We start from the raw sequence: 14,306 nt of genomic DNA, 5'->3' as shown, positions 1-14,306 counted from the left end.
TAGTAATTAAGAATAGTGTTATAGGCCGGTCATAAGGGGCTTGTGTATAGTTGAAGTTTGACTTAGTAGAGGACTTTTTAATCGGGTTAAGGGTTTTACTTTTTGAGGTACGAATGAGCGCAGGCAGGATTCATTCAGATATTATTTTTGCTGTAGGTCCATAAGCATTAAAGCCTACCCAGAACTTAATTTGATCTCCTTCTTTTAATTTAGAAAGGCTAGCAATTGTTCTATAAAAAAAGGCTTCAAAATTATCTGGTACTGCAATAGCATACGCAGCAGCACCGACGATTTTCTTGACTTTTCCTGAAAATATGATGTTTTGGTTAGCGCCATCTTTCCAGCACTCTCTTATCCGCCTTTTCTCATAACCTGGTATAGCAAAATTGCGTGTCTGATTAAATATAACACTCGCTTCTGACAGTCTTTTATTAATAAATAGATATGCGGCGAGCTCAATCATGAGGTCTATGTCGCCTTTACGATGACGAATAGCTCCATCATAATACCCCTTTACAGCATCAAGAGGTTCTCCTCGGGCACGTTTTAAACGTGCTACATGACGCTGCATCCTCCATGAATTCGGATTAAATTTTATACCTTCCTCAGCAGTTTTTATAGCTTGTTCTGGATCATGGTCAATTTCAAGTCGAACAAGCATATCGCGCAATCTTTCATCATTCGGTTTTTTCTTTAAAGCAGTGCGTAGGATTGTTATGGCATCTTTGGGAGCTCCGAGTTGATCGCGTTGAATTGCTAACTCTCCGGCAATCATAGGAGCTTTTTGGGTTATTTCATAAGCTTCTTCAAGAAACGAAAGAGCACTCGCTTTTAATAGGGCTTTATTATCGATATCGAGCTCTTCGTTAATTTGTTGCCGTATTATGAACACCTTTCCAATATATGCATAAGGATTAGTGGGATCCCGGCGTATTTCGTCATCGAATATTTTAGAGGCCTCGGTAATTAATGCACGGCGTTTTAGAAGATTTGCAGTAGAGCGAGCCTCAAATTCCAATACTAGGCCAAGGGTATTTAACAAAAACGGATTTCTAGGGTCTAACTCTAAAGCCTTGCGAGCGTATAAAACAGCGGCTTGTGGATCACTCAAATCCTTTTCTAAGATCGACCTATGCTGGAATACGAATGGATTACCAGGCAAAGCGCTCTCTAATCGCTCATATACTGCGCGTTTTTTTTCTTTTGATTGGAATACACCAACCAGTTGTCTGCTTCTAGTAATTTCTTGCAACAATCTTTTATCTTCATTGTAGCCCGGGTCTAAGGCAGTAATGATATTATTAAAAATTTCAAATTTAGAATCGTCACTGGGTGCTTCTGTTGAAAATATGATAGAAGCAATAACGGGATGTCGTGTTGTAAGTCTAAATCCTATATTATGCCTCGAGCTACCCAGTGCTTCGCCAGATATTAAAACTCCCTCAGTGGGAGTGAAGATTTCTTCTCTGAGCTGTTTAATATCCAGATTAAGAATATGCATTAATGTTTCATAGCGAATGGATAGGTCTATTTGGCCCAATGCTGAGACATATATATAGGCCTGTTTAGCCGTATCTGATGGTATTTTTTTAAATTCGTCCCTTATAATATCGTCAAACTGGCCTTCGCTTTCACTAATAAGCTCTCTTAAAGCGACAAGCAATTCTTTATGAGCAAGAGAAGTGAAGTGTTCGACTTGAGAGTCTCTGGAAGAACCAGTAAGTTTGCCCAGTACTTTATGTTTATTTAATGCGTCTAGAATTCTATTAATTTCATTTATTGATAATGCACCAAGCTCAAACTCTGGAGGAGAAAAGTGCCGTTTTGTATTTGTAATTGCTGTAACCCATTGATTTTTTCTTTCTTCTAGAAGCAGGGTAATTGGCAGGTTCTTTCTTTTTGCTTCATCCATAAAGCTATCAAGATGCGATAGGTACTCAGCGGCGTGTCTTACCAAGACAACGATTCTTTTAGGATTATTCTCACTAACGAGAGATCCTATGACGTTTATGTCAAGCGGAGTGCCGGGTATATGCATTAAAACTTGCAAATCGAATTCTTTTGCTATGCTATATGCCAAAGAATAAACGAGAGTTGTCTTTCCTGTTCCGGCGGCTCCTGTAATAAGATATGAGCTAGGAGAGTTAGTTGGTTCTGCAAATTCGGGGAATAAGGCTTCGAGTATGGTCCAATATGCATCCCTTTCGGGGGCAATTTTTTCACAGATATCTCCCCACGTGGCTTCGGCCCCATGGAAAAATAATTTCGGATTACTAGGCCCTAGAGTAGTCTTCGGATCAATAAGATAAAATGATTCTGCAATTTTTGGGAAATGAGCCGTTCTATCGACAAATAAATACTCATTAGCCTTCCTGGACTCAAAGGGTACAACCGAGTATTTTTGGGCTATCCAAGTTTTCTTTAATAGCTGAAGGAAGTCACTGGCATCAGTCTCAATTAACTGTATATTGTATTTTGCACGCCAAAATGTTTCTTCTGTATCATCAAAACTTTTTCTTATTGCGAAACTAAAGGGCAGGGTTTTGGTCCCCAACTCATTTCTGCAATCCTCTAATATTTCCCTAAAGTTAGGGTCTTTTAATGCGTAACCCACAAAAACAAATGTCCTATTTAAGAGATCTCTTTCTAGACGCTTAAAGAGAGGTTTGCGATATAATTCATAATGCTTATAATCTTCTTTTGTAAGAATTAGCCTCCCTTCCTTTGTATTGGCATAGTCAACGCTGCCATGCAATTTATAATATAGTATGTCTTCTTCTTTAAACGAGGTAAGATCAGCTTGATTAGAATAGACGGGTTTGATAACCCCTGCGGGCTGGATTGCCTTAACTTGCGTGGCTTTCTCAACTAATAGGTCAAAATTTGTTGTGTATATAACATCCCAGGGCAACTGAACTAGAGTTAAATGTGATGTGCCTGGATCGAAGGACAAAAATAGATTATACAGATACTTGTTTAATGCCTCATCTCCTACTCTATAGCGGGCCATTTCTGCGGCCTCGTCTAGCGTAACACTTAAAGTCTTGCTTTCTAATAAATCTCTAGCGATCAAGTCGCTAAGTTGTTGACCCAATGGCGCGGCGTTGCCCTTCTTATCTTTGATACCATCATTTATTCCTGCCCCTAGGAACAGAACGGCGTTTCGGTCACAGAGCTTATTACATATCGTTTCAATCGCTTTTAATTTTGTTTCCTCTCGGTTGGGCATAGCTGCTCCTATTATGTGTTGTATTATAGCACTCGTTGCAAAGGCGAACAACCAATTTTTGGGTAGCATACTTCTCAAGTTTTTTCTACAAAACTTTTATTTTCCCTCTCACTATTATTGTAGTTTTCTTTAAAAATCTTTAACCTTTTTATCCGCAAATTGCCCTCCCCCTTGAAGTTAGAAGCATCCCTGCATCTTCCTCACATCTCCGTCGAGAAACTCTTTTCACCCAATATTTGACACGCTTAAAAATCGATGGTTATTATATATGTAGTAATAGGCTCTCCGGCCTGTTATGTAGCACCGGGAAGAGGGACACGATGAATAGAACCACCGATTTTAAGGTACGGCGTAGCAGTCTGCAACACCCGTCTATGCAGAATCTATACCTATGTCTATGGGTATCAGCAATAGCGCTGTCGGCTTGTTTTCCTGCCATAGAGGTCCAGTTGCTCGTGTCTTCCGTTATAGTAGGTGCTAAATGGATAGCGGAAGGTAAGACTCAGAAAATAAATATTATTCTCGGAGGTAAAGAATGATTACCATATCATCCGGTGGAGTCGTCGTTGGTTATGTAAGAGTTAGCACACAGAATCAGGTCGATCACGGCGAAGGTCTTGAAATCCAAAGACGAAAGATTCTTGATTACTGCAAAGAGAAGAACTTTAATGTCGATCGGTTTTATGAGGATAAAGGTATATCGGGTGCCATTAGAGAACGCCCGGCTCTGTTAGTTCTTTTAAAGGACTGCGAAGCGGGCAAGGTTAATAAAGTAATAGTATATAAGAACGACCGATTAAGCCGGGAGCTGACAATAGCCCTATGGCTCGAGACTCAGTTTAAGAAACATAATGTTGAAGTTGTCTCAGTCGCAGACCCTGCCTATGACCTCGAGGACCCTCTCCAGAAAGCCTTCAAGCGCATAGCCGATGTCTTTGCCGAACTTGAAAAAGAAATTATAACTGTTCGCCTTGAGGAAGGTCGTATTAATAACGCTAAAAACGGCGAACGAGGCTCCGGCGCTGTCCCCTTTGGCTATAGGAAGATCGGGGATAAGTTAGAGGTAGAGCCAAACGAAGTGCAATGGGTAAGCAAAATCTTTAGATGGAGAGCAAAGGGATGGTCTTATACAAAGATAATATCTGAGCTGGATAATAAAAATGTAATGACTAAGAGAAGCAAAACATTCTCAATAGGAACGCTTAAGTATATCCTCAGCAACAAAATGTATTACGGGGAGACAAATTTCGGAGACATTGCAAGCAAGGGCAATCACGAGGCGATTATAAGCAAAAGACTATTTATGTGTGTTCAACGGCAGAAGCCGGCTTCAAAGTTAACGGCTCCCTATATTGTTTGAGCTGTTTTATTCTTTTCCTTTTTGCGGAATAACTAAAGTGATAAAAAAAGTCCAAGACGCTCTTATAGCTGTAAAACCGATGCTCTCTGAGATAGTTCTTATAGAGGGCTTTTTTATTTTTTACTTTGCGTATCCAATTAATTACTGTATTGGGCTGCACCTTTGCTTGTGTCGCAATATCTTTGATAGAATGGCCTTTACAATAAAGAAGCATGGCGTTATGAAATGTCTCAGGATTTGCTCTAAGATCATAGAAGAACGAATGGCGGTATGCTACAGAGGTTGCTCCACACTTTTTGCAACGAATCCTCCGTGCACGTCGCCCGTCTTTAAGTATAAGCTTCCCATAACAAATACAGGAGCGTAGCTTACGGCATTTTGGGCATCTTAAATATTTGTCCATAAAGAGAATTATAGCACACAACCGCCAACAGTCAATTGTGATATTAAGTTAGATTGAAACAAAGATTTTTCAGCCCCGTGTATAACAGGTTGTAAATAAAGCAGTTACGAATAAAGAATTTATTGATTTTGATTAAAGTTCCCTCCGAAAAGTAGGCACCTAAAAGTAAGGAGGGGTAGGAAACAATTAAATCCCTCCCCAGAAAGGAGGGAGAGAAATGGATGGCTATGAGGTTTTAATGGTCGAGGATATAGCCAGAATCCTCAACATCGCCAAGAATACCATACACAGCCGTCGCTGGCAAGAGAGATCCGGCTGTCCGTTGTTCAAAAGGGGTAAGCGTCAGTACGCTTTAGCCCCGGAGTTTTGGAAGTGGTTTAGAAGCGGAGGTAGATAATGAAGAAAATGCTTTTAACAATGGTTAAGGTGTACATCGAAGACGGTAACATTTTGTTGAAACCTAATGAAATGTTACCAATATTAAAACGTCCCTCCGAACTCGAAATAGACTTCGCTGTAACAATAGAGTTTTACAGCCAGCGCATTAGGATGGTCAAGAACGAGTTAGGTATATGGAACGGTTACGTAGGGAAATTTCCACTTTATAAAGAAAAAGGGACGCTACTTCTTTCTATAGTGGAACCAGAAGAACTTAACATGCACGGCTTAGATAAGTTTTTAGAAATATTTAAAACTAAGCTAAGCCGAACCAAATTAAGGAGAGTTTAGTATGAAAGCAATATGGCAAGGCGATCGTTTAATGATTAGACGTAAACAATTAGGTCTCACCATGGCGGCGCTGGCGGAAAAGGTTGGTTGTGACAGGCCGCTGGTTTCTATGTGGGAGAGCGGTAAAGCAACGCCGTCCGGTCATTTTTTGGTAGTGCTCGGTACGGTGCTTAACTGCGAGCCGAAAGAGTTATACGAGTTCAAAGAGGAGTAAGATGAAAAGGTATTCCGGCGTAAGACTGATTGAGCGAGGAGTTTACGAGATAAACTATCGCCCTTACAAGAAAGCCTCGAGGGTTTTCAAAAGGGTGAAGGCTGATTCTTTGCAAGAAGCCGATCAAGTAAGGGCTGAAGCGAAGGCTGCAGCCAGTAGGCAGTTTCAAATAAGCTCCGATGGTAAATCTCGTCTTCACGCCGGATTATCTGAAATATGGGATAGCATTGATAAGAGCTTGCAGTCTGAAAATCGTCCCAGACGGACTATCCTTAGATATAGGAAGACGTTCTTCAGGTTGTTTTCTGAATTTAAGGACAAGAAATTTCCGAACATGCAAGAGGCAAGCCGTATTTCCCTGACATTCTTGGAGGAGTATAAGAGCTATTATTGTGTAGATCTGGGGATGCAGGGTGGTTGGCGCGCGGAATTAATAGTCGTAAAGGCGATTATAGGCAGAATGTATAGGTTAGGTTATTGTGAGGAAGCCGCAGTCAATCTACGAAAGCTTCTCCAAGCACCAAAAGCTATAAAGAAATCGTTTCCCGATATTCCTGTAAGCAAGATCAAGGAATTGCTATCCTTTATCAAAAGCGATAGGCCCGATTACTACCCGTTAATGTATTTTATCGTTCGCACTGGGCGGCGCATTGAAGAATCCACTCTTATTGAAAGAAGAGACGTTGTCTGGAATGGGATCAGACCGATGCAAATTAATATAAGGGCCGAGACGACCAAAATGAGAGAGAATGCGCCTCTGAAGTCGCTGGATGCCGAGTTAGAGGACGTGGTTAGACAGGCATACAAAAGCAGTATGCGGCACAAGGCTCCTTGGCTTTTCCTTAATAAGCATGGCAAGAAGTGCAGTCAGACTCGGGTGCGCAATTATCTGAAAGAATCGAGCCTCAACATCATAGGGGTAGAGATTACTCCGCATTATTTTCGGCACCGGTTCTTTACGGAGTGCGGTAAGAATAACCTGCCTTTAATTGATGTTATGGAAATATCAGGTCTTAAAGACGTAAAGATTATGAATAAGTATTATAGTCACGGTACCGTCGAAGGACGGGCAAATGTTCTTGAAAAGACGGGGTTTTAGTGATACTATCTAAGTTGGTTAATAGAGATTTTGGTGGTGAAATTGGTGGTGAGAGGCACATTTTAAGCTCAAGTGGAATAGTGTCTCTCCCTCTCCGCCATCTTTTTTCGACAAGAAAAAAGAGGTATTATAGGTCATGCAAAGTCTGCGTCATAAAAGCAATACTACGGGCGTTACTCTGGTCGAGCTTATCGTCGCGATAGTGCTGATAATGATAATCGCGCTTACAAGTGTAGAATTTTTAAACCAGTACTATCGCTTATCTCTTAATACTACCAAAAAGCTGATGATAGCGAACCTTGCCCGCGCGAAAATGGAAGAGCTATATATGAGCGATCCCGAGGACTGGACGACTGGTAGTGACACCATTACTTTGTTAAATAAGGTATATAATCGTTCATGGACTAAGTCGAACGGAACGGACTATGTAAAGATGAAAATAATCGTACAATGAGAAATGATGATTTATGAATAAACGCGGGATGACCTTAGTGGAATTGATAGTGACTATGGTTCTTGGAGGTGTCCTATTGCTTGCCATGGCCGTTCAATTTGCGGCAGATGCTAGAATTCGTAAGAGCATAAATGATCAAAATACCGCGAACCAGGAAGCGGTAGTAATCGTTGAGCACATGACTAGAGTGATGCGATTTGCGTCGGCATCTACTATAAGCACATGCGAATGGGGCCTGTGGGGCTATGTAGAAGGCGGTCATAACGTGCCGGGTTTTGCGGCCGCGACCACCACGTTTGTAGAATACGCCAATATTTCCGGGGAGCTTAGGTACTGGTATAATTGTAGCGACACTACAGGCCAATATACTGTAATTGCTACAGGCCTGAGTTCTTTTGTTGTGACAAAATCAGGAAGCAATTTGACTATAAGCTTTGGAGTTAAAAAAGGCGATCAGGGCACTGCTGTGAAAACGACCATTCATATGTTAGGGGCATAGACTATAAAGACCAGAGGTTATATGCGGCACCGTAAAAAAGGCTATATACTGATAACAGTAATACTTTTCAGTATTATTTCGCTAACTATGGTGGCGATGCTTTTCACTTCCATAACATCTTCTCATAAAATAGTAGCCGCGAGAGAGGCTGAGCGCATCAAAGCGTATTATGCCGCGGTAAACGGTTTGCGTTATGGGGTGCTTTTATTGAACGACCCGGTTGTTATTACCGCCCTATGGACTAGTCCGTATACTGTGGTAAAGAGCCTTTATACTAATTATAGAGCAGTTTATAATGATCTCGGTCTTGAGCACGACGTTATTATAACGATAACGAAGTCGGGTACGGATTACCTGATAGCGGCTTCTTATAATTATTAACAGGATAACAGAAGGAGTGGGTATGGGGAAACGCACGATTATGGCTTGCGGTATTATTCTGACGGCGGTGTTTTTGGCGGGTGACTTCGTTTTAGCCGAAGAGATTAAGCTTACCACCCTTGTTCCACAAACTACGGTATTGCGGGCAAGCAAAGGTTTTATAGGGGATCTTTATGCTACGCAATCCGATGCTTCTCTTAATGCAGGAAGATTGTCTATCGCAGGCGAAGACAGTGGTATCGGTATAAATGCCTTTGATAGCGAGCTACCATCTCAAGATTACCCACTCTATATTAAAACATATAATATGGCCAATACAAGCATAGGCCTTTATAGCTCTCTTCAGGGACAAGCACTTGATATTAGTCCACAAGGCATCACCCAGTCCGGCCCATTTATGTATGGAAACTTCCGTCTAAAATCCGCTAAACGCATGAATTTAGAGATCGGTGACAGCGCATCTTCCAGCGTTATTATATCGATAACGACTAACTCTGCATATACAGCCAGTTACACTTACCTGCAAGCCACTACAACGTACGTGACAGGTGCCCTTCAAGTTCAGGGGAATATAACTTATTACGCTGGTCTTACCTATGGTTCTGATATTCGGTTGAAAAAAAATATAGATACATTATCGGAAGGTGCTTTGGAAAAATTAACAAAATTACGAGGTGTAACATTTGAATGGCGCCGCGGCGAAATTGAAGACATAGAATTACCCGAAGGCAGGCAGATAGGCTTGATAGCCCAGGAACTCGAAAAAGAGTTTCCAGAGCTTGTTAGTACGGCCGATAACGGTTATAAGGCGATCTCCTACGATAAGCTCACTGTTGTTTTGCTCGAAGGCATAAAGGAACTAAAGGCTAAGAACGATTTGCTCGAAAAACGTATAGCGGCACTCGAGGCGCGCGGGAAATAATATGAAAAAAGCGATTAAAATAATAGTATTGGTAGTGTTGGCCGCGGCGATATATTCATTCATACCGGTCGTGGGACTGTATCTTCAAAAAGCGCCATCGTTTTATACCAACGTCCAGGCCGTCGAAAAGCTGAAAGGTAACACAGGCGGATATTTTGAATTCATCGTTTTCAGCGACAATCATGCCGGACTTATCATTAACGATAGCGCGACGTTGAAACTCGTCCGCAGTATCAATCGCGAGGGGCGTTTCAAAAAGATACCCATCGACTTTGTGGCGGTTTCCGGGGATGTGACGTTCAGGGGGCATAAGCGGGATCATGATACCTATAATAAGATACGCGCGCTTATCAATTTTCCCGTAATAAGCGCTATGGGTAATCATGACGAAGATCAGGACGATGGTACGTTTTTCAAAAAATACATTGGCGCTAAAGATTTTTCTTTCACAGACAGGAACTCTTATTTTATCGTACTCGACAGCTCATTGAATAATGTAAATGATGGACAGTTTTCATGGCTTGAAGGAGAGCTTGCGAAATCCGCCGCATACGCCCATAGATTCATAATAATGCACAAGCCGCCTTTCGCGCCGTATTTTCAGTCGTGGTACCGTCCGGAGCTAAGCCCGTGGTCGTACCGCTTCATGAAGCTGTGCGAAAAGAGCAAAGTCGATATGGTGTTTTCCGGCCATGAACACATCTCTAAGGAGAAGACTTTCGGCGGCGTAAGGTATGTTACCTGCGGCGGCGGCGGGATGCCCACTCAGATCCCTTCGTCGGCAGGCGCGTTTTTGCATTATACGGTTGTGAAAGTATACGGTGATTATGTGGACTACGAGGTGAGGAAGATATTTCCACCCGTATGGGAGTATTTCGCATTTTATATGTGGAAAGATATCTTCTACTTTTTGAAAGATACGCTTTCGTAAAAAGATAAATATGAAAATGTTAAGAGACTACATACTGAAGGAATTTTTTCACTCTTTCCTTCTATCGCTTATCGTATTTACCTTTGTCCTCCTGGTTGGCAATATTATACAGTTGGCCGATCTTGTTATAAATAAGGGCGTCGATATATTTTCGGTGCTGAAGCTCTTCCTGTTCCTCATCCCGTGGCTTCTATCTTTCACGCTCCCGATAGCGGCGCTTACAGCGGTCATTCTTACCTTCGGGCGTCTATCCGGCGACGGGGAGTTGACCGCGATAAAGGCAAGCGGCATAGGTTTAGCGCGGGTGTCTTCACCGCTGTTGATACTGGGTATAATATTCAGTTTCCTTGCGTTCTTCATGAATGACCAGGTTTCGCCGAATGCCTCGTTCGCCTCGCGCAGAGTGATAAAAGAGATAGGTATGAAAAATCCTGCCGCCGCCCTGGAGGAAGGGACCTTTATCCGCGGCTTCGGCAACTATGTCATATTTATATACGAGATACATGGCAACAAGTTCAGGAATATCAGGATATACCAGCCGCAGGAAGGTAAGACTACGCGCACGATCGTGGCGGAGTCGGGCGAGATAAATACCCGGCCGGGCACGAGTATCGTCGAGCTGAAGCTCTTCAACGGTACGAGCGAAGAGCCGTCCCCGACGGAGCCGGATAGTTTTTACAAGCTGAACTTTAAAACGTATAATATGACGATCGACGTTTCGAAGATGATGAAGAAGGAGAAGCTTGATAAGAAGGTCAGAGAGATGACCGTAACCGAGCTTACCGCCGAGATAGAAAAGCTTAAAAAGCAGGGCGTTGAGACGACGCCTCTCTATGTCGAGATATACAAAAAGGTCAATATGTCCATAGCGTCGTTCGTTCTGATACTTATGGGGATACCGCTCGGCATAAAGGCGCAGAGGAGTGAAAAGTCGATAGGATTCGGAATAAGCCTTCTGCTCTTCGCCATATATTGGGGCGCTTTCCTGGGCGGTATCGCGATGGCTTTGAGAGGGGCCATCAACCCGGTCTTGGGCGTATCGTTGCCGAACGTGGTATTCTTTGTGTTCGGGCTTTTGTTGTTCATTCACACGGCAAGAAGGTAGCATAAAAAAGGAGGAAGGAATAAAATGGGGTTGAGAAGCCAGCGTCAAATGAAACAGAAACAGGCGTCAAAGCGCAGGGCCAGGAGAAAACGCCTCACCGCGAAAGGTTTAAACCTGACAGATTATTATTACGGCAGGTTCTATCTTAAATCGGGAGTTTAATGGTAGGCGATAATTATTACGATATAGTGATAATAGGCGGAGGTCCGGCGGGGCTGACGGCCGCGCTATACGCGTGTAGAGCGAGGATGAAGACTCTTTTGGTCGAGAAGTCGCTCTGCGGCGGGCAGATATTAGTTACGGACACGATCGAGAACTATCCGGGATTTCCCGACGGGATAAAGGGGCCGGACCTTGCTGAATGGATGCTGAAGCAAGCCGAGCGTTTCGGCCTCGAGGTGCGGATGTCCGAGGCGCGGGCCATTTCGCCGGCACCGGCGAGGGGCGGCGCTTTTGGTGTCGAACTTGCGGAATGCGCCGGAGTCTCGGCGCGCGCTGTAATACTTGCGATGGGCGCCAGGTGGAATACGCTGAACATCCCTGGGGAGAAGGAGCTGGGCGGCAGAGGTGTCTCTTACTGCGCGACATGTGACGGCCCGTTATTCAGAGGTAAAGAGGTTATTGTTGTAGGCGGTGGCGATACGGCGCTGGAAGACGCGTTATTTCTTACGAAGTTCGCCGCTAAAGTAACCATTATTCATCGCAGGGATAAACTCCGGGCCACGAAGATATTGCAGGAAAGGGCATTCGCCAATAAGAAGATAGAAGTGAAGTGGAATTCCGTAGCTGTGGATATAATCGGGCGAGACAAAGTCGAATCCATCGGCATAAAAGACGTTAAGACGGAGAAGCACAGCGAGGTTAAGGCTGACGGCGTATTTGTCCTCATCGGGACGACGCCTAATTCTGCCATGGTCTCAGGGGTTATTGCGATGGACGAAAAAGGTTACATTTTAACAGATCCCGATATGCGGACATCGATCGACGGGATATTCGCATGCGGGGATGTGCGCAAAAAACTACTTCGACAGGTTATTACCGCTTCCGGCGATGGCGCTACGGCCGCTTTCAGTGCGGAGCATTATGTGGAATCGATGTGCGGGGCGGAGTATAAGTAGAAAAATGGTGCCGAGGGCGTGAGTCGAACACGCCACGCCTGCCTTTTCAGGGCAGCGCTCTACCGCTGAGCTACCTCGGCAATGGAAAAATAGTATAACATATTTTTTAGAAATGGCAAAGATGAATAATAAAATCGTGTTTAAGGGTAAACTTATCAATGTAGCGGTTAAAAAAGTGCGCCTGCCGAATGGTTATGTCGCCACCCTCGAGACTATAAAACATCCCGGCGCGGCCCTCATAGTGCCTTTCCTCGATAAAAACAGGGTAATAATGTTAAAACAGCTCCGGCCTGTGATTGATGCTTACATATATGAGCTTCCGGCTGGTACTCTCGACCGCGGTGAGAAGCCGATGGCGTGCGCGCGCCGCGAAATAGTGGAAGAGACGGGATTTTCCGCCAAAAAACTTACATACCTGGGCAGAATATTCCCCGTCCCAGGATATTCAACCGAATGCATATCAATGTACAAGGCTGAGGGGTTGCGTAAAGTAGCGCATACGGCCGAGAAAGATGAGATCATCGAAAGCCGTATCTTTACACGTTCCGAGATTCGCAAGCTTTTCAGGGCAGGCCGTATTGTCGATGCCAAGACTATAGCGGCTTTTGCCATGTGCGGGTGGCTATGAGTACACGGAAGAATGTCCAGCTCAGGACGGGGAAAAAAGGCGTGGTAAAGCCGGGACATCCCTGGATATTCAAATCCCAGATATTGAAACCCGACCCGTCCATTAAACCCGGCGACATCACCTCCGTAACAGATAGTACGGGTAAATTTATCGGCCGCGGCTACTATAATCCCAAAACTGCACTCATAATCCGCCTTCTCACTTTTATCGATGAGCCCATCGATACCGAATTCCTTCGCAAGCGCTTAGCTTCCGCACTCGAGAAACGCCGCGCAACGCTTTCAGTCACCAACGCGTACCGCGCCGTTTTTAGCGAGGCCGATTCTCTGCCCGGGCTTATCGTCGACGTTTATAATGACACTGCCGTCTTCCAGGTGCTTACGCTCGGGATGGAGAAACTGAAACCTCAGGTAGTGGATGTTATCGACGATGTATTGAAACCGAAGTATATATACGAAAAGAGCGTATCTTCTTTTAGAAAGATAGAGGATTTAAAGGACATTACGGGATGGTGGGGGGATGAGGGGAAGGCGATAGTCGAGATATTTGAGGGGAAGACGAAATTTTTAGTCGATATCCTCGGAGGGCATAAAACCGGTTTTTACCTCGACCAACGGCGCTCGCGGCTTGCCTTTGAAAATGTGGCAAAGGGTAAACGGGTACTGGACCTGTTCTGCTATACGGGCGGTTTCAGCGTCACCGCCGCGGTGTTCGGCGCGCAGAGTGTCCTCGGCGTGGATATAAAAGAGGACTGGCTTTCGTTCGCCCGGGAAAATGCCGGGATAAACGGTGTCTCCGACAGGACGGAGTTTAAAAAATCCGACGCGTTCAATTTCCTAAAAGAAGCTAACGCCTCGGGAGAGAAATTCGACATAATAATACTCGACCCACCCTCTTTTTTAAAGAGCCGCCAGTCGCTTGCGAGCGCGTCGCGGGGCTACCGCGAGCTCAACGTCCTCGCGATGAAGGCGCTCTCCGACGGTGGGATACTGGCGACGTTCTCCTGTTCACACAATATGCCCAATGCGCAATTCGCGAAAGTCCTTAAAGACGCCGAGTCCGCCGCGGGGAAGAAGTTTACCATACTCAAGCGATGTCATCAGGCCGAGGATCACCCGATCGTGCGGGCCATCCCGGAAACGGAATATCTCAAAGGATATTTTTTGAAACAGGCATTATAAGATAAAATTAATAACTTGGCGGCAGGTAAGAAAATTAGTTTATCTTAGTGGAG

General features: G+C 44.2%; 15 protein-coding genes and 1 tRNA gene. 14 read left to right on the top strand and 2 right to left on the bottom strand.

The genetic code is table 11. The features are described 5' to 3' along the window. Positions 1 to 130 precede the first annotated feature (130 nt). Positions 131 to 3,298 carry an SIR2 family protein gene (locus PHS46_06810; protein ID MDD3906219.1) on the bottom strand — a complete coding sequence of 1,056 codons (3,168 nt, stop codon included), beginning with the start codon at positions 3,296 to 3,298 and terminating at the stop codon, positions 131 to 133. A gap of 251 nt (positions 3,299 to 3,549) precedes the next feature. Here PHS46_06810 and PHS46_06805 point away from each other — a divergent pair, with 251 nt between their 5' ends. The 12 genes from PHS46_06805 to trxB all read left to right on the top strand — a co-directional run bounded on the left by PHS46_06805 (position 3,550) and on the right by trxB (position 12,444). Continuing rightward, positions 3,550 to 3,768: a hypothetical protein gene (locus PHS46_06805; GenBank protein MDD3906218.1), complete on the top strand. Its 219-nt coding sequence runs from the start codon at positions 3,550 to 3,552 to the stop codon at positions 3,766 to 3,768. Then, entirely contained in the window at positions 3,765 to 4,589 is an 825-nt protein-coding gene (locus PHS46_06800) for a recombinase family protein (GenBank protein MDD3906217.1), read from the top strand. Before PHS46_06805 ends, PHS46_06800 begins: the two co-directional genes overlap by 4 nt. Positions 4,590 to 5,388: 799 nt before the next feature. Beyond that, entirely contained in the window at positions 5,389 to 5,721 is a 333-nt protein-coding gene (locus tag PHS46_06795; protein MDD3906216.1) for a hypothetical protein, read from the top strand. Between the two features lie 31 nt (positions 5,722 to 5,752). Next, positions 5,753 to 5,935: a helix-turn-helix transcriptional regulator gene (locus tag PHS46_06790; GenBank protein ID MDD3906215.1), complete on the top strand. Its 183-nt coding sequence runs from the start codon at positions 5,753 to 5,755 to the stop codon at positions 5,933 to 5,935. Between the two features lies 1 nt (position 5,936). Further along, positions 5,937 to 7,034 (top strand): site-specific integrase, encoded by a 1,098-nt coding sequence (locus PHS46_06785; protein ID MDD3906214.1) that lies wholly within the window; start codon positions 5,937 to 5,939, stop codon positions 7,032 to 7,034. Positions 7,035 to 7,170: 136 nt separating this feature from the next. Continuing rightward, complete coding sequence (locus PHS46_06780; GenBank protein MDD3906213.1) at positions 7,171 to 7,488, top strand: prepilin-type N-terminal cleavage/methylation domain-containing protein; 318 nt, start codon at positions 7,171 to 7,173, stop codon at positions 7,486 to 7,488. 13 nt (positions 7,489 to 7,501) lie between these two features. Continuing rightward, complete coding sequence (locus PHS46_06775; GenBank protein ID MDD3906212.1) at positions 7,502 to 7,987, top strand: prepilin-type N-terminal cleavage/methylation domain-containing protein; 486 nt, start codon at positions 7,502 to 7,504, stop codon at positions 7,985 to 7,987. Positions 7,988 to 8,008: 21 nt separating this feature from the next. Continuing rightward, positions 8,009 to 8,368, top strand: coding sequence for a hypothetical protein (locus tag PHS46_06770; GenBank protein MDD3906211.1), 360 nt, complete (start codon positions 8,009 to 8,011; stop codon positions 8,366 to 8,368). Positions 8,369 to 8,390: 22 nt separating this feature from the next. Beyond that, complete coding sequence (locus tag PHS46_06765) at positions 8,391 to 9,290, top strand: tail fiber domain-containing protein (protein MDD3906210.1); 900 nt, start codon at positions 8,391 to 8,393, stop codon at positions 9,288 to 9,290. Position 9,291: 1 nt separating this feature from the next. Beyond that, positions 9,292 to 10,221 carry a metallophosphoesterase gene (locus PHS46_06760; GenBank protein MDD3906209.1) on the top strand — a complete coding sequence of 310 codons (930 nt, stop codon included), beginning with the start codon at positions 9,292 to 9,294 and terminating at the stop codon, positions 10,219 to 10,221. Between the two features lie 10 nt (positions 10,222 to 10,231). Further along, entirely contained in the window at positions 10,232 to 11,326 is a 1,095-nt protein-coding gene (locus PHS46_06755; GenBank protein MDD3906208.1) for an LptF/LptG family permease, read from the top strand. Positions 11,327 to 11,487: 161 nt separating this feature from the next. Continuing rightward, on the top strand, positions 11,488 to 12,444 hold the full coding sequence (trxB, locus tag PHS46_06750; protein MDD3906207.1) for a thioredoxin-disulfide reductase: 957 nt from the start codon (positions 11,488 to 11,490) through the stop codon (positions 12,442 to 12,444). 5 nt (positions 12,445 to 12,449) lie between these two features. On the opposite strand, the gene PHS46_06745 is transcribed toward trxB, so the two are convergent. Continuing rightward, positions 12,450 to 12,524: transfer RNA gene (locus tag PHS46_06745), tRNA-Phe, on the bottom strand. 41 nt (positions 12,525 to 12,565) lie between these two features. Here PHS46_06745 and PHS46_06740 point away from each other — a divergent pair. Both PHS46_06740 and PHS46_06735 read left to right on the top strand, forming a co-directional pair. Continuing rightward, the gene (locus PHS46_06740) at positions 12,566 to 13,072 is read left to right on the top strand and encodes an NUDIX hydrolase (GenBank protein ID MDD3906206.1); all 507 of its coding nucleotides are present in this window, start codon (positions 12,566 to 12,568) and stop codon (positions 13,070 to 13,072) included. Next, on the top strand, positions 13,069 to 14,253 hold the full coding sequence (locus PHS46_06735; protein ID MDD3906205.1) for a class I SAM-dependent rRNA methyltransferase: 1,185 nt from the start codon (positions 13,069 to 13,071) through the stop codon (positions 14,251 to 14,253). Before PHS46_06740 ends, PHS46_06735 begins: the two co-directional genes overlap by 4 nt. Positions 14,254 to 14,306: the final 53 nt, after the last annotated feature.

This window comes from Candidatus Omnitrophota bacterium (assembly GCA_028699255.1).
GTDB lineage: Bacteria > Omnitrophota > Gorgyraeia > 2-01-FULL-45-10 > 2-01-FULL-45-10 > FEN-1322.
This window is presented reverse-complemented; position numbering and strand designations above follow the sequence as displayed.